This window comes from Kaistia granuli DSM 23481 (genome assembly GCF_000380505.1).
Lineage (GTDB): Bacteria > Pseudomonadota > Alphaproteobacteria > Rhizobiales > Kaistiaceae > Kaistia > Kaistia granuli.
Genome location: NZ_AQYH01000006.1, coordinates 265,847 through 283,481, shown reverse-complemented (window position 1 = coordinate 283,481; position 17,635 = coordinate 265,847). Strand labels below are relative to the sequence as shown.

Here is a 17,635-nt window from a genome sequence, read left to right as displayed (position 1 = left end):
ATGGACCTCGATTATGGAACCGTGGTCGCCTTCTCGAAGAGTTGGGGGCTGTTCTACCTGATCGCGCTCGCCATCGGCGTGCTGGCATACACCTTCTGCCCCAGGAACAAGAAACGCTTCGACCGGGCCAAGGAGAGCATTCTCGACAAGGACGACAAGCCGTGGAAATAGGCAAGCGCGATCCCGTTACCGGCAAGACGACGACCGGACATGAGTGGAACGGCATCGAGGAACTCGATACGCCCGTGCCGCGCGTGGTCCTGTTCTTCCTCTTTGTCACGATCCTCTTCTCGGTCGTCTACTGGGTGCTGATGCCGGCCTGGCCGCTCGGCGTGACCTATACCAAGGGTCTGCTCGGCTTCGACGACCGTCAGGTGGTGGCGAGCGCCGTCAGCGACGCAACGCTCGAGCGCGCCGCCTGGACCGACAAGGTCGCGTCGATGGACTTCCCGGCGATCCAGGCGGATGAGGGGCTGATGCGTTCGGTCCGCGAGACCGGCCGGACCCTGTTCGCCGACAATTGCGCCGTCTGCCACGGCGTCGACGCCAAGGGCGGACCGGGCTTCCCGGATCTCACCGCCAAGGCCTGGCTCTGGGGCGGTTCGCCCGAGCAGATCACCCAGACGATCGAGTTCGGCATCAATTCGGGACACCCGGATACAAGGGTCTCGCAGATGATGGCGTTCGGTCGCGACGGCGTGCTCGATCGCAAGCAGATCAACGACGTCGTGGCCTATGTGCGCTCGCTGTCCGGGGCAGAGGCTGCCACCGGCGACAATGCCGGGCGCATCGAGGCCGGGCGCGAGGTGTTCGCCGCCAATTGCGTCGCCTGCCATGGCGACACCGGCAAGGGCAATGTCGAGGTCGGCGCGCCGGACCTGACCGATGCGAAATGGATCTATGGCAGTGATACGCAGTCGGTCTTCAACACCGTCTATGGCGGTCGTCAGGGCCACATGCCGCACTGGAAGGATCGCCTGACGCCGATCGACGTCAAGGTGCTCGCGCTCTATGTGCAATCGCTCGATGGAGCGGCAAAATGAGCCTCACGCGATCGATGCCCGGGCGCGGGCGGCCGTTGAACTGGAAGTGGATCTCGGTCGCCATCGCGGCGGTCGGCGTCGTGTTCCTGCTCGGGGCGAACGCGCACCTCGTCTATGTCGCGCTGGAATCGCAGCCGGAATGCGTCCCGCACGCGAAGGCGGCCGACGGTTCCGGCGACGTCTTCCGCGCCGCGAAATCTGCGTGCTGAGGCAGGAGAAGCTCATGGCTATCACAAAGGCATCCGAAGCGATCCCGCGCCCGCTCGCCGAGGCACGGCGGCGCGGCCTCGCTCCCAGCGCCGCGTTCGGCTGGCTCGCCGCCGGCTGGCGCGACTTGCTCGTCCGTCCCCTCGACAGCCTGATCTACGGGTTGGTCGTCTTCATCGTCTCGGTCGTCGTGATCTGGAGCCTGTTCGCGCTCAATCTCGACTACATCCTCTTCCCGGCGCTGGCCGGCTTCATGGTGGTCGGGCCGCTGGTCGCCATCGGGCTCTATGCCAAGAGTCGGGCCATCGCAAGGGGCGAGCGCATCACGCTGGCCGGGATGCTGTTCGTCAAGGCGCGCTCGGGCGGGCAGGTCCTGTTCACCGGAGCCATCCTCTGCCTGCTGATGCTGGTCTGGATGCGCGCCGCCGTCATCATCTACGCCCTGTTCTTCGGGCTGCGCCCGTTCCCGGGCCTCGACCATGTCGCCTCCATGCTGTTCACCACGCCGGTAGGACTGGCGATGCTTCTGGTCGGCACCGTGGTCGGTGGTCTGTTCGCCGCCTTCTCCTTCGCCATCAGCACCTTCGCCATTCCGATGCTGCTGGACGAGAAGACGGACGCCTTCACGGCGATGGGGACGAGCATTTCGCTCGTTTGGAACAATCTGTCCGTCATGCTGGCCTGGGGCGCCATCGTGCTGGCGCTGTTCGTGCTTTGCGTGGCGACCGGGCTGATCGGCCTGATCGTCGTGTTCCCGCTGCTCGGACATGCCACCTGGCATAGCTACGAGGCGATGAAATGAGCTGCTGCGCGGCCGATGCGGCGGCCGCCGCCCGGCCGGTCAACGCCGCCGTTTCCCGGGAGGAGCTGCTGCTGGCCAGCCGCGACCTGGGCGACGGGGTGCGGCAGGTCGATCTCGCCGTGCCGGAAATGCATTGCGCCGATTGCATACGCAAGATCGAGCGCGGCCTCGCCGCGGTTCCCGGCGTCACCTACGCCCGGGTCAACCTCTCGACCCGCCGCGCCAGCGTCAAATGGAGCGGCGAGGCGCCGCCGCTGATCGAGACGCTGGAAGGCCTCGGTTATGCGGCGCATCTGTTCGACATGGGCGCGGAGGAAGGCGATCCGCAGCTCGCCTTCCTGCTGCGCGCGTTGGCGGTCGCCGGCTTCTCGTCGATGAACATCATGCTGCTTTCGGTGTCGGTATGGTCGGGCGCCGATCCCGGCACGAGGCAGGCCTTCCACTGGATCTCCGCGCTGCTGGCGCTGCCGGCGCTGGTCTATTCCGGGCAGGTGTTCTTCCGTTCGGCCTGGAGCGCGCTCCGCCACGGCCGTTCCAACATGGACGTGCCGATCTCGATCGGCGTTCTGCTCGCCTTCGGCATCAGCGTCTACGACACCTACCAGAACGGCCCGCATGCCTATTTCGACGCCGCGACCTCGCTGCTGTTCTTCCTGCTGATCGGCCGCGTGCTCGACCACATGATGCGCGAGAAGGCGCGGAAGGCGGTTAGCGGTCTCGTGCGGCTGGCGCCGCGCGGCGCCACCGTGCTTCGCGAGGATGGCAGTCGGGATTATCTGCCGGTCGGCGAGATCGAGCCGGGCATGGCCCTCATGGTTGCCGCGGGCGACCGCGTGCCGGTCGACGGAACGGTCGCCAGCGGCGCCTCCGAGCTGGACTGTTCGGTCGTCACCGGCGAGAGCATGCCGCAGCCGGTTGGGGCCGGCTCCGAACTCAAGGCCGGCATGCTGAACCTGACCGGCGGCCTGACCATGGTCGCGACCGCCCGCAGCGAGAACTCCTTCCTCGCCGAGATGGTCCGGCTGATGGAAGTTGCTGAGGGCGGCAAGGCGCGCTACCGGCAGCTCGCCGATCGCGCGGCGCAGCTCTATTCGCCGGTCATCCATGCGACGGCCTTGCTGACCTTCATCGGCTGGTTGGCGATGACCGGCGACTGGCACCGGTCGATCGGCATTGCCATCGCGGTGCTCATCATCACCTGTCCCTGCGCTCTCGGCCTCGCCGTTCCGATCGTCCAGGTCGTCGCCGCGCGGCGCCTGTTCGAGAACGGCATCATGGTCAAGGACGGTTCGGCGATGGAGCGCATGGCCGAGATCGACACCGTCGCCTTCGACAAGACCGGCACGCTGACGCTTGGCCGCCTCCGGCTGGAAGCGGGCGGGGCGATCGATCCGGCCGCCGCCGCGATCGCCGCGTCGCTCGCCGCGACATCGAACCATCCTGTCTCGCGGGCAATTGCCGCTCGTTACGGCGCCGGCGCGGCCGGACTGCATTTCACGCGGCTGGCGGAAATCCCGGGCCAGGGCATCGAGGCGGAAGCCGATGGCGCCGTCTATCGGCTCGGCCGTGCCGACTGGGCGCTCGGCGCGGCAGGCAGGCCGGGCGAGGGCACGGTGCTGAGCCGCGATGGTCAGGCGCTCGCGGCCTTCGCTTTCCGCGACGATCTGCGCCCGGAAGCCCGGGAGGCGGTCGCCGACCTGCGCCAGCAAGGGATCGCCACGCTCATTCTCTCCGGTGATCAGCCGCCGGCGGTCGCCGCCGTCGCCCGCGATCTCGGCATCGGCGACTATGCCGCCTCCGTGCTGCCGGCCGAAAAACTGGCGCGGGTCACCGCGCTCGCCGCGGCTGGCCACAAGACCCTGATGGTCGGCGACGGCCTCAATGATGCGCCGGTGCTGGCGGCCGCCCATGTCTCGATGGCGCCGGCGACCGCCGCCGATATCGGCCGCAACGCCGCCGATTTCGTCTTCCTGCGCGCCGGCCTCGGCGCGGTGCCGCTGGCGCTGGCCGTCTCCAGGGAGGCCGGCCGGCTCATCCAGCAGAATTTCGGCCTCGCCATCCTCTACAATCTGATCGCGTTGCCGATCGCCATAGCCGGCTTCGTGACGCCGCTGATCGCCTCGCTGGCTATGTCGCTGTCGTCGATCGTCGTGGTGGCGAACGCCCTGCGTCTCAAGGCCGGGCGCGAGGACCGCCGGAAGGCATCGCGGTCGCCGGCGTTGCCGGCCGCCCAGGCCGACACTCGGGCCATCCCGGCCGGATCGCGCTAGCCATGGACAGTCTGGTCTTCCTCATCCCGCTGGCATTGGTCTTCGGCGTGGTGGCGCTCGGGATCTTCTTCTGGTCGCTGCGCAGCGACCAGTACGAGGATCTCGACGGCGCCGCCGAACGCATCCTGCTGGATGACGAAGACGACGCCTGACCGGATGCTGGCCTATGCGCCGGCGTGCTGGAAGCGGTCGGCGAGGACCGCTGTCATTGCCGCCACCAGCGCTTCGACCGCTCCGGATCGTTCCCAGGAATAGAGCGAGACCACCATGGCGGGTTCCTGGTCGAAGCCGGCGAGCCTCCTGACGCGTCGGCCCGCCGTCGCGCCGATCGGCAGCAGCGACAAGCCCAGCCCTGCCTCGACCGCGACGACGACACTCTGCAGGCTGCTGGCGGTGAAGGCGATGTACCAGCCGCGCTGCTCGCGCTCGATCCGTTCGAACATCGTTTCGCGATAGAGGCCCCCGGGCGGAAAGGCCACCAGCGGCACGGGATCGGGCCAGGGGCGGGAGTTGTCGCTGCTTTCGAACCAGCCGATCGCCTCCGGAAACGTCGCCCGATGATCGGCGCTGGCGGTCGGTTCCTTGACGATGATGATGTCGAATTCGCCGTTTCGGAAGCGCCGGGTCAGATCGCGGCTGAGGCCGGTCGTGACGTCCAGGCGCATTTCCCGGTGCTGTTCGGAGAAGCTCGCGAAGGTTCGGGTCATCGCCAGGGTCACGACGTCGTCGGGAACGCCGATGCGGATGGCTGCCGTGCCGACCGGGTCGGCGAGCAGGACTTCCGCCTCCTGCTGCAGCGACAGGATCCGACGCGCATGGCCAAGCAGCCGCTCGCCGGAGGCGGTCGGCTGGACGGGCCTCGCCGTGCGATCGATCAGGTCCCTGCCGATCGCCTGTTCCAGGCGGCCGAGCTGCTGGCTGATGGTCGATTGCGTCATGTGCAGCCGATCGGCGGCCTGCGTGAAGCTGCCGGTGTCGGCGATCGCCACGAAGGCGCGCAGCAGGCGGGGATCCAGCATGGGCGATCATCTCCGGGACAATCCGCGCTCCATCCGGCGTAGCCGGACGCTGCGCTCCAAAGCAGACATTCATATCCATAATGAAGACTATCAGGACATTTAATTTCTGAATATTGATCCGATTTGCTACGAAGTCGGCGTCGCGTCGGCGCGGCCTTCGCCTCGACGCCCTTGCGCGGACCGCGGACAGTTCGGATATGCGCGCTGCGCGGTCGCATGCTGCTATCAATCCCTCGCAGAGGTGATCATGTTGAAGACTTCCATCCTCGTCGCTTTCGCCTTTCTGGCGATCGCCATTTTTCCCCTGACGGCGTCTGGACAGGAAATGCAAGAAATCAGTCTGCATGCGGCGGCGGCGAAGGATGATGCCGCGAAAATTCGCGAGCTATTGGCCGGGTCGGCGGCGATCGACGCGCGCGACGAGAACGGACGCACCGCGCTGCTGGTTGCCACCCACGGCAACAAGATCCAGGCGGCGAAGGCGCTGATCGAGGCCGGCGCTGACGTCAATGCCAAGGACAATATCCAGGATAGCCCGTATCTCTACGCCGGCGCGCGCGGCCATCTCGAGATCCTGAAGATGACGCTGGAGCATGGCGCCGATCTCAAAAGCACCAATCGCTATGGCGGCACGGCGATCATTCCCGCCTCGGAGCGCGGACATGTCGAAACCGTGCGCACGCTGGTCGAGGCGGGTACCGAGATCGATCATGTCAACAATCTCGGTTGGACGGCCCTTCTGGAGGCGATCATCCTTGGAGACGGTGGCGAGCGCCACCAGCAGATCGTCCGGCTTCTGCTGGCGGCCGGCGCCGACCCCAATCTGGCCGACCGCGAGGGTGTCTCTCCCCTTCGCCATGCGCGCGACCGCGGGTTTGGAACCATCGAGACCCTTCTCGTCGCGGCGGGCGCCCGCTGAAAGGAACTAAGACCATGACCGACACGCAGCGCTTCCTCTGCGACGCGATCGAACTCGCCTATGACAATGTCGAAAAGGGCGGCCGCCCTTTTGGCGCCGTCGTCGTCAGGGAAGGCGAGATCGTCGCCACCGGGGTGAACGAGGTCATTGAGAGCCACGATCCGACCGCGCATGCCGAGCTGATGGCGATCCGCGCCGCGAGCCGGAAACTCGGTTCGCCCAATCTCGACGGCTGCGTCGTCTATGCCAGTGGCCATCCTTGTCCGATGTGCATGGCCGCGATGCGCCTGGCCGGGGTCCGGGAGGTCTACTACGCCCATTCGAACGAGGACGGTGCTCCCTTTGGCCTGTCCACGGCGGCAATCTATGCCGATCTCGCCAAGCCCTTCGCCGAGCAATCCATGCGGATCCGCCACGTCCCGACCCGGTTGGAGGCTCGGCCGGAGCTCTATGCGGACTGGAAGCGGAAACAGGGCGGGCAAGCCTAGATCGTGACCCGGATCGAAAGCCCGAAGCTTGCCGGGTGGCTCCTGCTCGGCGCGGTTGCCATGGTCGGCCTCAATCTGCGGCCCTTTCTCACCGCGGTCGGCCCGCTAGCCTCCGGCATCCGCCACGACACCGGCCTTGACCTGCAGGGCATGGCGCTGCTGACGTTGGTGCCGATGCTGCTGATGGGTGTCTTTGCGTTCGCCGGCCCGTATCTGCAGCGCATTCTCGGCGCGCGCCGCGCTGTCCTTGTCGCCCTCGCCATCCTTGGTGTCGGCTCGCTGCTGCGCCTGTTCGCCGGCACCGGCGCGGCGCTGCTCGGGACGGCGGCGCTGTGCGGCCTCGGCGTCGCCATCGTGCAGGCGGTGTTTCCGGGCATCATCAAGCAGCAGTTTCCGCAGCGCGTCACAGCCGTGACGGGGCTCTATTCCTCGATGCTGATGGTCGGCGGGGCGCTCGGTGCGCAGATCGCGCCAATCGTTGCGACCGTCTCGGGCAGCTGGCGAGTCGGCCTGGCGTGGATCGCGCTGCCGGCGGTCGTCGCGATCGCCATGGCGGCGCGCCTGCTGCCGCGCGACCCGACGGAGCGGCCGTTGCAACAGCCGATCTCGACGCTCTTGAAGCGGCCGCGAACCTGGCTGCTGATGGCGTGCTTCGGTCTGGTGAATGGTGGCTATTCCTCGATCGTCGCCTGGCTGGCGCCCGCCTATCAGGAGGCCGGCTGGTCTGGCGCGGCGAGCGGCGGGCTGATGGCGATCATGGCCGCGAGCCAGGCCGTCGCGGCGCTGCTGGTGCCGATGCTGGCCGCGCGCGGCTTGGATCGCCGTCCCTGGATTTGGCTGGCGCTGTCCATGCAGATCGCTGGCTTCGCCGGCCTCGGCCTATGGCCGGTGGCGGCGCCGGTGCTCTGGGCGGTGCTGGTCGGCGCCGGCCTCGGCAGTGGCTTTGCGCTGTTGATGGTGGTTGCGCTGGACCATCTGCGCGATCCGGCGCAGGCCGGCGCCCTCTCGGCCCTGATGCAGGGAGGCGGATTCCTGATCGCCGCGATCCCGCCCTGGATCGTCGCCGTGGCGCATGATCTGACCGGCAGCTTCGCGGCGGGATGGTTCCTGCATCTCGGTTGCGCGGCGCTGGTCGCCGTCCTCGTGGTTCGCCTCGCGCCGGAGGGCTATGCGACTTCCATGCGCGTTGCCGGGTCCGCCGAGGCAAAGGCCGTCTAGACGGCCGCGAGCTGAGCGAGATGGCCCGGCAGGTCGGTGCCGAGGCCGGCCGCGTTGATCGTCTCGAAATAGTCGTGCCATCCGGACGCGGCAATTCCCGAGAGCAGCGCATCGAGCGCCGCCTCGTCTGGAAAGCGCCAGATCGCGAAGAACCGCTGTGGCGCCGGGTGAAGCTTCGTTGCATCCGTTTCGCCGAGGGCTATGGCCTCGACGCCGAGCGCCGACAGCTCGGCCATCCCGGCGCTGACCGCTTCGAAGAACTGGTTGCGATCGATCGGATCGAGCGCCAGCCAGGCAGGCTTCGGAGTGTAGAGCTCGGCGAGATAGTGCGACATGCGGTGTCCTTTGGCAGTTTTTCAGGTCTTGGAACCGATCGAGCGCTGCGCTCGTCGGCAGATGCGCGCGGTCGCGGCAGTCGGGCTTTCCCGCGACCAGCGGGCGCAGAGATCTCGGACCCAGTCCGGCTGGTCCTTGGCCGCGTCGTTCAGCCAGTTGCCGACTGAATCCTGCACATAGGCCGCCGGGTCCGAGCGCAGCGCTTCCAGGACCGGCAGGGCTTGTTCCGGCCGCTGCTTCAGGGTGCCGATATGCGCGCACCAGACGCCGCGCGGCCGGATCGCCTCGCAGGCGAAACGCCTCAGCCGTTCGGAGGGATCGCTCGTCCATGGCACGAGCCTGGCGATCGCCTCGTCGAGATCGGCCGTCAGATGGGGGCGCACCGCCATCCAGGACCATTCCCGCACACCGAAATGAACATCGTCAGCGAGGGGGCGGATCCCGTCCAGCCGATCGGCGAGGGTCAGGCCGGCCCTGTCCCCGATCGCAAAGCAGGCCCATCCTCGGACCGTGTCGGAGGGATGATGACGCAAAGCCTCGATGGTGGCTTCGGCCAGCCTTTCCCGGATCAGCCGGCCGGCGAGGGCCATGCGCCGGGAAATGCCGGCACCTGACTGCTCCCTCATGTGCGCGGCAGCCTCTTCGCCCATTTCGGGCAGGGCCGCTCGCATCAGCACGGCGAAATCGACGGCGAGGCATTCGGTCAGGGTGGTGGTTTCGAACCTGCCCGAACTGAGCTCGGCAAGACGGTCGGGCTTGATATCGGCGACGCGCCGGCCGTTCATGAAGGGCGTCCGACGGTAGTGTCGGCTGCTGCCGCATTGGCCGCGGCGTCGGTATTCTGCCAGACGCGCCGAAGCAGCTGGCTCAGGACCTGCCGCTCCTCGGCGTCGAGACCGGCGAAGAGTGATCCGATCCACTGCGTGTGTTCGCGAAACAGCTCGCCGGCCGTCGAAAGGCCTTTTGCGGTCAGCCGGACAACTACCTTGCGGCGATCTTCGCGGTCGTCGTGCCGTGCCAGGAAGCCGTCCCGCTCCAGTCCGTCGAGAAGTCCGGTGATCGTCGCGCGGGTGACGCCGGCCCGTTCGGCCAGTTCATGCGGGGACAGGCCGCCCGCCTGGTCGTGCAGCAGGAACAGCAGCACGAACTTGCCCTCGGACAATCGATACGGGGCGAGACGCGCGGCGCAATCGCGGTCGATCGCGGAGGCGAGCCCCAGCAATTCGAAGCAGAGCTGGATGCTGCCGGCTTCCGGCTGTTTCCGACGTTGGACTTCGTCCAGCAGGGCGAGATGCTTTTGTTCGAGCATGGTCATGTGGCGGCATATAGTATGGCGCCTAATTACGGGTCAATACCATTTCGGCGTAATGATGCGAGTCCGCAGCCGGTATCGACGCGATGGCGGCGAGGGCTGGCCGAAACGGCCCGATGGCAGCGTCGGTGGGTGGCGGAAGCGATGGTTCCGTCGTGGCTATCACATTGGCGATCGCAGCCGGTCGGCTCGAATTGCGCCTGAAAAGGCGAGGCACATCAAAAAAGTATCAGTCAGATGATGCCGGTTTGGTAGCATGGGGCTTCATAGCTCCCTACGGTCAGGGCATGCAGAGAACCACATAAAGCTGGCCTGCTGGGAGTTCCGAGACAAGACCGGCGAAGACCCGGCATGTAGCGGTTTTGGGTGGGGAGGTCCGCCATGACGCCTGATCTGGAAGTTGTACAAATCTGTCGCGGCGAGTCCTTCAAGGCCTGGTCGCACGGCTATCCGTTTCGTACCGTTCGCTGGCATTTTCATCCCGAATACGAACTGCATCACGTCGTGGCGACGCGCGGCCGCTATTTCGTCGGTGATTTCATCGGCGAGTTCGAGCCGGGAAATCTGGTGCTGACGGGGCCGAACCTGCCGCACAACTGGATCAGCGATCTGCCGGAAGGCGCGACGGTGCCTCTGCGCTGCCGCATGGTCCTGTTCTCCCAGGAACTCATCGGCAGCCTGATCAATCTGCTGCCGGAACTGTCGGCCTTCGACCGCGTGCTCGAGATGAGCCGGCGCGGCGCCCTGTTCTCGACGGAGACGGCGGCCGAGGTCGCGCCGCTGATCAAGGAAATGACCGAAGCGCAGGGCATCCGCCGGATCGAGCTGTTCGTCAGCCTGATGGGCATACTGAGCCGGTCGCCCGACATGCGGCCGCTGGCCAGTTCGCACTATCTGCCGGACCCCTCCGGCTACATGTCGGTCGGCATCAACAAGGCGCTCGCCTATGTCGGCGAACATCTGACCGAGCCCTTCAACGAGACCGATCTCGCCGCGATCGCCGGCCAGAGCCCGAGCGCCTTTTCGCGCAGCTTCCGGCGGCATACCGGCATGGCGCTGGTGCAGTTCGTGAACCGCCTGCGGATCAACCTCGCCTGTCAGCTGCTGATGAGCAACGCGGCGCAACCGATCACCGAGATCTGCTACGCGGTCGGATTCAACAATCTGTCCAACTTCAATCGCCAGTTCCTGGCGCAGAAGGGCATGCCGCCCTCGCGCTTCAGGACGTTGCTTGCGGAGAATTCAAAGGTGGCACAGGCCGCCTGAGCAGCGGAGGAGCAGGGAGGAACCCATCATTGACGAAGGCCCAAGGCGAGGCGTCTGCCCGCTTCGCCGCCGGGGACGCTTGTTCAAAAATTCAAGAAGGAAGCGGGGCAAGGCGAAACGACAAACGGCGCTCTGCAAACGACCGGACCGGACTGGGACCGGCGTCGGACTGCCGAAAAGTCGATCTTCGCGGACCTCTGCGCTGACAGCTTCCCATAACCAAGATTTTTCAAAGGGAGAAGACCGAATGACCCATTTCGCTTGGAAACGAGCCGGCGCTCTGGCGCTCGCGGCCAGCTTGCTCGGCGGCGCCGCCACCCTGGTTCAGGCCGCCGAAGTCACCGACGCGACCGTCGCGTTCCTGATGCCCGACCAGGGCTCGACCCGCTATGAGGAGCACGACTATCCGGGCTTCAAGGCCGAGATGGCCAAGCTCTGCCCCGACTGCAAGGTGATCTATCTGAACGCCGGCGCCGACGCGACGCGCCAGCAGCAGCAGTTCAACTCGGTCATCTCGCAGGGCGCCAAGGCGATCGTGCTCGATCCGGTCGACTCGGCCGCCGCCGCCTCGCTGGTGCAGCTCGCCCAGAGCCAGGGCATCAAGGTCGTCGCCTATGACCGCCCGATCCCTGACGCCAAGGCCGACTTCTACGTCTCCTTCAACAATGAGGGCATCGGCAAGGCGATCGCGGAATCGCTGGTCGACGAACTCAAGGCGCGCAACGTCCCGGCGGACGCCGGCGGCGTGCTGCAGATCAACGGCTCGCCCACCGACGCGGCGGCCGGCCTGATCAAGAAGGGCATCCATTCCGGCCTCGACAACAGCGGCTACAAGATCCTGGCCGAATACGACACGCCGGACTGGACGCCGGCCAAGGCACAGGAATGGGCGAGCGGTCAGGTGACCCGCTTTGGCGACAAGATCGTCGGCATCGTCGCTGCCAATGACGGCACCGGCGGCGGCGCCATCGCGGCCCTCAAGGCTGCCGGCGTCGATCCGCTGCCGCCCGTCACAGGCAATGACGCGACGATCGCTGCCCTGCAGCTGATCATCGCCGGCGACCAGTTCAACACGATCTCCAAGCCGAGCGAGATCGTGGCCGCCGCCGCCGCCAACGTGGTCATGCAGCTCCTGAAGGGCGAGACGCCGAAGGCCGAGATGGAACTCTACAACACGCCGTCGCAGCTCTTCACCCCGGCGGTCGTGACCAAGAAGAACCTGAAGGCCGAGATCATCGACAAGAACATCACCCCGGCCGAAGTGCTCTGCGTCGATCGCTATGTCGACGGCTGCAAGGAACTGGGTATCGTGAAGTAAGGGGATGCGCCCGGCTTCTCCGGAGGCCGGGCGACCTCATGCAGCGTTGCGCGTTTCCTGAAGAGGCTTGCCAAGGCATGACAGACAGACTGCAAGGCGCCCCTGCCACCGGCGAGCCGGTTCTCAGCCTCAGGGGCATTTCAAAGCATTTCGGCGCCGTCTCGGCGCTTACCGATATCGATCTCGACGTACATGCGGGCGAGGTCGTGGCGCTGGTCGGCGACAACGGCGCCGGCAAGTCGACGCTGGTCAAGATCCTTTCCGGCGTGCACCAGCCGAGCGCCGGCACGATCCGCTTCCAGGGCGAGACGGTGACGCTGGACGATCCGAGCGCGGCGTTGTCGCTTGGCATCGCCACCGTGTTCCAGGACCTCGCGCTCTGCGAGAACCTCGACGTCGTCGCCAACATCTTCCTCGGCAAGGAGCTCAATCCGTTGCAGATGGACGAGGTCTCCATGGAGACCCGATCCTGGACGCTGCTGAATGAATTGTCGGCGCGCATCCCGAGCGTGCGGGTCGCGGTGGCCTCGCTTTCGGGCGGCCAGCGCCAGACCGTCGCCATCGCCCGCTCGCTGCTGCTCGATCCGAAGCTGATCCTGCTCGATGAGCCGACGGCGGCGCTCGGCGTTGCCCAGACGGCCGAGGTGCTCGACCTCATCGAGCGTGTGCGCGATCGCGGCCTCGCCGTGGTGATGATCAGCCACAACATGGAAGATGTGCGCGCCGTCGCCGACCGGATCGTCGTCCTGCGGCTCGGCAAGAACAATGGCGAGTTCACGCCGGATGCCTCGAACGAGGCGCTGGTGAGCGCCATCACCGGCGCATCGAACAACTCGGTTTCCAGGCGCGCCGGTCGACGGCAGGCCCAGGCCGCCCAGCATCCGGAGAGCGGCCAATGACCGACAACAGCAAATCCGGCGCTCCCGCAGCCCCGATGCTCGACCGCCGCGACGAGCGTGTCGCCCATTCCGCCAGCATCGGCGACAGCATCCGCGCCTTTCTCGACCGGATCCGTTCCGGCGATCTCGGCATGCTGCCGGTCATCGTCGGCCTCGTCATCATCTGGACGGTGTTCTCGATCCTCAACCCCGTCTTCCTGACGCCGAACAACCTGGTCAACCTGCTATTCGATTCCTCGACGGTCGGCATCATTTCGCTCGGCATCGTCTGCATGCTGATGGTCGGCGAGATCGACTTGTCGGTCGGTTCCGTCAGCGGCGTCGCGTCGGCGATCCTCGGCGTGCTGTGGGTCAACCAGGGCGTTCCGGCCGGCTTCGCCATCCTGGCGGCGGTCGCCGCCGGCGCCCTGATCGGCTTCCTCTATGCGCAGCTCTTCAATCGCTTCGGCATGCCGAGCTTCGTGGCGACTTTGGCTGGCCTTCTGACCTTTCTCGGCCTGCAGCTCTATCTGCTCGGCACGACGGGCTCGATCAACCTGCCCTATGGCTCGCCGCTGGTCCGCTTCGGCCAGCTGATGGTGATGCCGGCCATCGTCTCCGTCATCCTGGCCGCCGTGCCGGGCGTGGTGATGCTCTATACAGGCTACCGCACCGCCGCCCGCCGCCGGGCCGCCGGTCTTTCCTCGCAGTCGTCGACCGGAATCATCACGCGCGCCGTCGCCGTGACGGTGGTGGCGGAACTGGTCGTCGCCTACCTCAACCAGGGCCGCGGCGTGCCGTGGATGTTCGGCCTGTTCGTCGGCCTCGTCCTGGCGATGCAATACGCCCTGACCCGCACGCGCTGGGGCCGGTCGATGTTCGCCGTCGGCGGCAATCGCGAGGCGGCACGGCGCGCCGGCATCAATGTCCGGGCGATCTACACCAGCGCCTTCGTCTGCTGTTCAACGCTGGCGGCCTTCGGTGGCGTCATGGCGGCGTCGCGGCTTGCCTCGTCGAGCCAGCAGGCCGGCACCGGTGATGTCAATCTGAACGCCATCGCGGCGGCGGTCATCGGCGGCACCAGCCTGTTCGGCGGACGCGGCAGCGCCTATTCGGCCCTGCTCGGCATCATCGTCATCCAGTCGATCTCGAGCGGCCTGACCTTGCTCGATCTGTCGTCGTCGCTTCGATACATGATCACCGGCGGCGTGCTCGCCATCGCTGTGATCGTCGACTCGCTCGCCCGCAGGTCCCGCGTCAGCCACGGCCGCGCCTGATCCGGCCCCGTGGGTGCCGGCGGCCAAGCCGGCGCCCATCCTTTGAAAGCTCCGTCGCCGCCGACGCGTCGCGGCGCGCTGGTTGCTGTCCCCATGCCAGTCATCTCCAGGACTGGTCCCTCCCGCTCATTCAAAATCTGCAAGAAGGAAAACGATCGTGATTCCCAGGAGAGGCGAAGGCCAGGCCGTTCTGATCACAGGTGCATCGCGTGGCATCGGCCGCGCGATCGCGCTGCGCTTCGCAGCCGAAGGCTACCATGTCGTGGCGATGGACATTCCCCGTCAGGAAGGCGAGATCAAGGAGGTCCAGGACCTGATCCGCAAGGATGGCGGCAAATGCGATCTCGTCTTCGGCGATGTCAGCAATCCGGAATCGGTCAAGTCGTTCGTCGGCGAGGCGAGGGCGCTTGCCGGCCATATCGACGTGCTGGTCAACAATGCCGGCGTGCTGTCGCTGGCCAAGGTCGACGACATCGAGCCCGATGAATGGGACCGCATGTACGACGTCAACACCAAGGGCACGTTCCTGGTCTGCAAGGCGCTGCTTGACCAGTTCCGCGAGGCCGGCAAGGGCCGCATCGTCAACATCGCCTCGATCGGCGGCAAGCGCGGTGCGCCGCTGCAGGCGCACTACTGCTCGTCCAAGGCCGCCGTCATCGGCTTCACCCACATCCTGGCGCAGGAAGTGGCCAAGGACGGCATCACCGTCAACGCTGTCTGTCCCGGCATCATCGACACCGATATGGGCCGGAACAATTATCGCGATGCCGCGGCCCTGCAGGCGGTCAAGGACAAGACCGCGATGGGCCGTCTCGGCTATCCGGACGATGTCGTCGGTGCCGTCGCCTTTTTCGCCTCCGACGACGCATCGTTCATCACAGGACAGGCGCTGAACGTCTGCGGCGGCATCATTTTCCACTAGCGCTGTCGGCCAAGGGCCCCGAAACTCCGTGCCGTTTCGGGGCCGTCGGTTCGCCGTCGGCTTGCATGGCGGCGGAAGGGGCGCGATCGATGGCACCGGTGAAGGTCGATCCGGACAAGGTCCATGAATTCCAGGACCTTGACGGGTTCTATCAATGGCTCGGCCGCCATCATGCCGAGGCGGACGAGGTCTGGATCAAGATCCACAAGGTCGGCTCCGGCCTGAAGTCGATCACGCCGAAGGAGGCGATCGACGCTGCGCTCTGCTGGGGCTGGATCGACGCGGTGCGCAAATCGCTCGATGATCGCAGCTATCTGCAGCGCTATACGCCGCGCGGCAGGCGCAGCATCTGGAGCCAGATCAATGTCGACAATGTCGGCCGGTTGATCGCTGAAGGCCGGATGACCGAGTTCGGACTTCGCCACGTCGAAGCCGCCAAGGCCGACGGCCGATGGGATCGCGCCTATCCAAGCGGTCGCAACCTGAAAATCCCCGACGATCTGCAGGCGGCGATCGATGCCGAACCCGAGGCCAGCGCGATGCTGGCGAGGCTCAGCGAGCAGAACCGCTTCGCGCTCGCCTTCCGCATACATGACATGAAGACTGAGGCCGGTCGCCGGAAGAAGATCGAGGGCTTCGTCGCCATGCTGAAGCGCGGCGAGACGATCTATCCCCAACGGCAGAAATGATCTTCATCGGCTAGGCGACGCCATAGTCCCCGTGCCAGTCCTGCAGCGCCGGCAGCGCCAGTCCGTCTTCGTCGAACAGGTGGACGTATTCCGCCTCCGCCGCATATCCGGTCGCCGAATCGTCGGCGAGGTCGAGGATGCCGCGGAACGAGCCGGTGATCCTCTCGCCTGACTTCAGCCGCGCGAACCGGAGATTCTCGTAGACGCTCCTATGCGGGTAGAGCGCATAGCACTGGAACACCATCGCCATACCGCGCGAGGACGGCAGCAGGTGGTCGCATCGTTCGCCGGCAATGTGGATCTCGCCGGAGGACACCTCCCGAGGGAAAGCGTGCCCCATTATTGATTCTATTATTGGGATGATAGATTGACGGATCGAGGTGCCGTACGTATCGTCAGCTCAATCGGGGAGCAGCTGGCGTTATAAGCTGGCGCGAATTGCATAGATCATTCGTGGTGAACGGCTCTGCCTGGCTTGTCCGGAGAAGCCTGCATCAAGCTTAAGTGGGGGAGCATGAGCTATCGTATCAGGGCTGCGCTGGTAAAGAAGAAGTCGGGTCCTTTCGTCGTCGAGATGGTTGACCTGGCGGAGCCGCGCGATGATGAAGTTCTGGTCAAGATACTGGCCACCGGCGTTTGCCATACGGATATCGGCGTTCGCAACCAGAGCTATCCTGTGCCGCTGCCGGCCGTTCTTGGGCATGAGGGGGCTGGTATCGTCGAGAAGGTCGGCCGGAATGTCACCAAGGTCGTCCCCGGTGATCATGTCATCGTCACCTATGATTTTTGCGGCCGTTGCGAGAACTGCCAGCAGGGGCAGCCCGGCTTCTGCGTCGAATTCTATGCGCGCAATCTGAGCGGCGCGCGGGTCGACGGAACCTCGCCGATCATCGCCGACGGCCATGTCATCAGCGGCTGCTTCTTCTGCCAGTCGTCCTTTGCCGACAAGGCGATCGCCTCCGAGCGCAATGTCGTGAAGATCCGCAAGGATGTCCCGATCGAGATCATGGGGCCGCTTGGTTGCGGCATCCAGACCGGGGCCGGGGCGGTGATCAATTCGCTGGCGCCGCGGGCCGGGTCGAGCATCGCGATTTTCGGCGCGGGAGCCGTGGGGCTCTCGGCGGTCATGGCGGCGAAGATCGTCGGCTGCACCACCATCATCGCGATCGACCTCAATGAGGGTCGTCTCCAGCTGGCCCGCGAACTGGGCGCCACGCATGTCGTCAACGGCGCGAAGGTCGATGCGGTCAAGGAGATCCAGGCGATCACCGATGGCGGCGCGCAGTACTCGCTGGAGTGCACGTCCGTGCCGCGCGTATTCCGCCAGGCGGTCGACTGCCTGCGGATCCCCGGCACCTGCGGCCTGATCGGGGCGGCGGCGTTGGGCGTCGAGGTCAATCTCGAGATGAGCAAGATCCTGTTCGGGCGCACGATCAAGGGCATCATGCAGGGCGACTGCGTGGCCGATGTCTTCGTTCCGAAACTGATCGAGTTCTGGCGTGCGGGCCTGTTCCCGTTCGACCGCCTCACCAAGCTCTACGATCTCAGCGAGATCAATGAGGCCGTCCACGCCGCCGAGAGCGGCGAGGTGGTCAAGCCGATCGTCACGACGTCACGCGCGGCCGCCTAGCGTCGTCGGCAGGTGGGCGGCCTAGCCGCCTGCCTGGCAAT

General features: G+C 66.0%; 21 protein-coding genes. 16 read left to right on the top strand and 5 right to left on the bottom strand.

Translation table 11 applies throughout. From position 1 onward, the window contains the following. From G342_RS0108940 to ccoS, 6 genes are read left to right on the top strand one after another with little or no spacing between them, the layout of a single operon-like run. Nucleotides 1-171, top strand: a complete 171-nt coding sequence (locus G342_RS0108940) for a CcoQ/FixQ family Cbb3-type cytochrome c oxidase assembly chaperone (protein ID WP_018182789.1) — start codon at nucleotides 1-3, stop codon at nucleotides 169-171. Then, nucleotides 162-1,043, top strand: coding sequence for a cytochrome-c oxidase, cbb3-type subunit III (gene ccoP, locus G342_RS0108935; RefSeq protein WP_018182788.1), 882 nt, complete (start codon nucleotides 162-164; stop codon nucleotides 1,041-1,043). Before G342_RS0108940 ends, ccoP begins: the two co-directional genes overlap by 10 nt. Further along, on the top strand, nucleotides 1,040-1,252 hold the full coding sequence (locus G342_RS0108930) for a hypothetical protein (RefSeq protein WP_018182787.1): 213 nt from the start codon (nucleotides 1,040-1,042) through the stop codon (nucleotides 1,250-1,252). Before ccoP ends, G342_RS0108930 begins: the two co-directional genes overlap by 4 nt. Before the next feature lie 14 nt (nucleotides 1,253-1,266). Continuing rightward, nucleotides 1,267-2,052: a DUF2189 domain-containing protein gene (locus tag G342_RS0108925; RefSeq protein WP_018182786.1), complete on the top strand. Its 786-nt coding sequence runs from the start codon at nucleotides 1,267-1,269 to the stop codon at nucleotides 2,050-2,052. After that, nucleotides 2,049-4,322 carry a heavy metal translocating P-type ATPase gene (locus G342_RS0108920; protein WP_018182785.1) on the top strand — a complete coding sequence of 758 codons (2,274 nt, stop codon included), beginning with the start codon at nucleotides 2,049-2,051 and terminating at the stop codon, nucleotides 4,320-4,322. Before G342_RS0108925 ends, G342_RS0108920 begins: the two co-directional genes overlap by 4 nt. 2 nt (nucleotides 4,323-4,324) lie before the next feature. Continuing rightward, nucleotides 4,325-4,474: a cbb3-type cytochrome oxidase assembly protein CcoS gene (gene ccoS / locus G342_RS0108915; protein ID WP_018182784.1), complete on the top strand. Its 150-nt coding sequence runs from the start codon at nucleotides 4,325-4,327 to the stop codon at nucleotides 4,472-4,474. A 12-nt stretch (nucleotides 4,475-4,486) separates the two neighbouring features. Here ccoS and G342_RS0108910 read toward each other — a convergent pair whose 3' ends face one another. Beyond that, nucleotides 4,487-5,341: a LysR family transcriptional regulator gene (locus tag G342_RS0108910; RefSeq protein ID WP_018182783.1), complete on the bottom strand. Its 855-nt coding sequence runs from the start codon at nucleotides 5,339-5,341 to the stop codon at nucleotides 4,487-4,489. A 247-nt stretch (nucleotides 5,342-5,588) separates the two neighbouring features. Between G342_RS0108910 and G342_RS0108905 the strand changes: the two genes are divergently transcribed. Genes G342_RS0108905 through G342_RS0108895 form a run of 3 tightly spaced genes read left to right on the top strand, consistent with a single transcriptional unit; the run spans nucleotide 5,589 to nucleotide 7,966 of the window. Then, nucleotides 5,589-6,260, top strand: a complete 672-nt coding sequence (locus tag G342_RS0108905) for an ankyrin repeat domain-containing protein (RefSeq protein WP_018182782.1) — start codon at nucleotides 5,589-5,591, stop codon at nucleotides 6,258-6,260. A gap of 14 nt (nucleotides 6,261-6,274) precedes the next feature. Continuing rightward, complete coding sequence (locus tag G342_RS0108900; RefSeq protein WP_018182781.1) at nucleotides 6,275-6,748, top strand: nucleoside deaminase; 474 nt, start codon at nucleotides 6,275-6,277, stop codon at nucleotides 6,746-6,748. Nucleotides 6,749-6,751: 3 nt separating this feature from the next. Then, the gene (locus G342_RS0108895) at nucleotides 6,752-7,966 is read left to right on the top strand and encodes a cyanate transporter (protein WP_018182780.1); all 1,215 of its coding nucleotides are present in this window, start codon (nucleotides 6,752-6,754) and stop codon (nucleotides 7,964-7,966) included. Here G342_RS0108895 and G342_RS0108890 read toward each other — a convergent pair. Genes G342_RS0108890 through G342_RS23670 form a run of 3 tightly spaced genes read right to left on the bottom strand, consistent with a single transcriptional unit; the run spans nucleotide 7,963 to nucleotide 9,617 of the window. Continuing rightward, entirely contained in the window at nucleotides 7,963-8,301 is a 339-nt protein-coding gene (locus G342_RS0108890) for a DUF6616 family protein (protein ID WP_018182779.1), read from the bottom strand. The two genes, G342_RS0108895 and G342_RS0108890, sit on opposite strands and share 4 nt — an antisense overlap. Nucleotides 8,302-8,322: 21 nt before the next feature. After that, the gene (locus tag G342_RS0108885) at nucleotides 8,323-9,087 is read right to left on the bottom strand and encodes a DNA alkylation repair protein (protein ID WP_018182778.1); all 765 of its coding nucleotides are present in this window, start codon (nucleotides 9,085-9,087) and stop codon (nucleotides 8,323-8,325) included. Then, nucleotides 9,084-9,617 (bottom strand): MarR family winged helix-turn-helix transcriptional regulator, encoded by a 534-nt coding sequence (locus G342_RS23670; protein ID WP_018182777.1) that lies wholly within the window; start codon nucleotides 9,615-9,617, stop codon nucleotides 9,084-9,086. Before G342_RS23670 ends, G342_RS0108885 begins: the two co-directional genes overlap by 4 nt. Nucleotides 9,618-9,995: 378 nt before the next feature. Between G342_RS23670 and G342_RS0108875 the strand changes: the two genes are divergently transcribed. The 6 genes from G342_RS0108875 to G342_RS0108850 all read left to right on the top strand — a co-directional run bounded on the left by G342_RS0108875 (nucleotide 9,996) and on the right by G342_RS0108850 (nucleotide 15,964). Further along, nucleotides 9,996-10,880 carry an AraC family transcriptional regulator gene (locus G342_RS0108875; RefSeq protein ID WP_018182776.1) on the top strand — a complete coding sequence of 295 codons (885 nt, stop codon included), beginning with the start codon at nucleotides 9,996-9,998 and terminating at the stop codon, nucleotides 10,878-10,880. 247 nt (nucleotides 10,881-11,127) lie between these two features. After that, on the top strand, nucleotides 11,128-12,198 hold the full coding sequence (locus tag G342_RS0108870; RefSeq protein ID WP_018182775.1) for an ABC transporter substrate-binding protein: 1,071 nt from the start codon (nucleotides 11,128-11,130) through the stop codon (nucleotides 12,196-12,198). Between the two features lie 77 nt (nucleotides 12,199-12,275). Continuing rightward, nucleotides 12,276-13,097, top strand: coding sequence for an ATP-binding cassette domain-containing protein (locus G342_RS0108865; protein ID WP_018182774.1), 822 nt, complete (start codon nucleotides 12,276-12,278; stop codon nucleotides 13,095-13,097). Further along, entirely contained in the window at nucleotides 13,094-14,353 is a 1,260-nt protein-coding gene (locus G342_RS0108860) for a sugar ABC transporter permease (RefSeq protein WP_018182773.1), read from the top strand. The genes G342_RS0108865 and G342_RS0108860 overlap by 4 nt, the downstream gene beginning before the upstream one ends. Nucleotides 14,354-14,510: 157 nt before the next feature. Further along, nucleotides 14,511-15,275: an SDR family NAD(P)-dependent oxidoreductase gene (locus G342_RS0108855; RefSeq protein WP_018182772.1), complete on the top strand. Its 765-nt coding sequence runs from the start codon at nucleotides 14,511-14,513 to the stop codon at nucleotides 15,273-15,275. 89 nt (nucleotides 15,276-15,364) lie between these two features. Then, a complete protein-coding gene (locus G342_RS0108850; RefSeq protein ID WP_018182771.1) occupies nucleotides 15,365-15,964 on the top strand; it encodes a YdeI/OmpD-associated family protein in 600 nt (199 codons plus the stop codon). Nucleotides 15,965-15,974: 10 nt separating this feature from the next. Here G342_RS0108850 and G342_RS26425 read toward each other — a convergent pair whose 3' ends face one another. Next, complete coding sequence (locus tag G342_RS26425; protein WP_083931164.1) at nucleotides 15,975-16,304, bottom strand: hypothetical protein; 330 nt, start codon at nucleotides 16,302-16,304, stop codon at nucleotides 15,975-15,977. A gap of 174 nt (nucleotides 16,305-16,478) precedes the next feature. Here G342_RS26425 and G342_RS0108840 point away from each other — a divergent pair, with 174 nt between their 5' ends. Continuing rightward, nucleotides 16,479-17,594 carry an NAD(P)-dependent alcohol dehydrogenase gene (locus G342_RS0108840; protein WP_018182770.1) on the top strand — a complete coding sequence of 372 codons (1,116 nt, stop codon included), beginning with the start codon at nucleotides 16,479-16,481 and terminating at the stop codon, nucleotides 17,592-17,594. Nucleotides 17,595-17,635: the final 41 nt, after the last annotated feature.

Bases quoted from the DNA above. Each gene is read 5' to 3' on its own strand.
- G342_RS0108940 (WP_018182789.1), top strand. From the start codon at position 1: ATGGACCTCGATTATGGAACCGTGGTCGCCTTCTCGAAGAGTTGGGGG.
- G342_RS0108930 (WP_018182787.1), top strand. From the start codon at position 1,040: ATGAGCCTCACGCGATCGATGCCCGGGCGCGGGCGGCCGTTGAACTGG.
- G342_RS0108925 (WP_018182786.1), top strand. From the start codon at position 1,267: ATGGCTATCACAAAGGCATCCGAAGCGATCCCGCGCCCGCTCGCCGAG.
- G342_RS0108920 (WP_018182785.1), top strand. From the start codon at position 2,049: ATGAGCTGCTGCGCGGCCGATGCGGCGGCCGCCGCCCGGCCGGTCAAC.
- ccoS (WP_018182784.1), top strand. From the start codon at position 4,325: ATGGACAGTCTGGTCTTCCTCATCCCGCTGGCATTGGTCTTCGGCGTG.
- G342_RS0108910 (WP_018182783.1), bottom strand. From the start codon at position 5,341: ATGCTGGATCCCCGCCTGCTGCGCGCCTTCGTGGCGATCGCCGACACC.
- G342_RS0108905 (WP_018182782.1), top strand. From the start codon at position 5,589: ATGTTGAAGACTTCCATCCTCGTCGCTTTCGCCTTTCTGGCGATCGCC.
- G342_RS0108900 (WP_018182781.1), top strand. From the start codon at position 6,275: ATGACCGACACGCAGCGCTTCCTCTGCGACGCGATCGAACTCGCCTAT.
- G342_RS0108890 (WP_018182779.1), bottom strand. From the start codon at position 8,301: ATGTCGCACTATCTCGCCGAGCTCTACACTCCGAAGCCTGCCTGGCTG.
- G342_RS0108885 (WP_018182778.1), bottom strand. From the start codon at position 9,087: ATGAACGGCCGGCGCGTCGCCGATATCAAGCCCGACCGTCTTGCCGAG.
- G342_RS23670 (WP_018182777.1), bottom strand. From the start codon at position 9,617: ATGACCATGCTCGAACAAAAGCATCTCGCCCTGCTGGACGAAGTCCAA.
- G342_RS0108875 (WP_018182776.1), top strand. From the start codon at position 9,996: ATGACGCCTGATCTGGAAGTTGTACAAATCTGTCGCGGCGAGTCCTTC.
- G342_RS0108870 (WP_018182775.1), top strand. From the start codon at position 11,128: ATGACCCATTTCGCTTGGAAACGAGCCGGCGCTCTGGCGCTCGCGGCC.
- G342_RS0108865 (WP_018182774.1), top strand. From the start codon at position 12,276: ATGACAGACAGACTGCAAGGCGCCCCTGCCACCGGCGAGCCGGTTCTC.
- G342_RS0108860 (WP_018182773.1), top strand. From the start codon at position 13,094: ATGACCGACAACAGCAAATCCGGCGCTCCCGCAGCCCCGATGCTCGAC.
- G342_RS0108850 (WP_018182771.1), top strand. From the start codon at position 15,365: ATGGCACCGGTGAAGGTCGATCCGGACAAGGTCCATGAATTCCAGGAC.
- G342_RS26425 (WP_083931164.1), bottom strand. From the start codon at position 16,304: ATGGGGCACGCTTTCCCTCGGGAGGTGTCCTCCGGCGAGATCCACATT.
- G342_RS0108840 (WP_018182770.1), top strand. From the start codon at position 16,479: ATGAGCTATCGTATCAGGGCTGCGCTGGTAAAGAAGAAGTCGGGTCCT.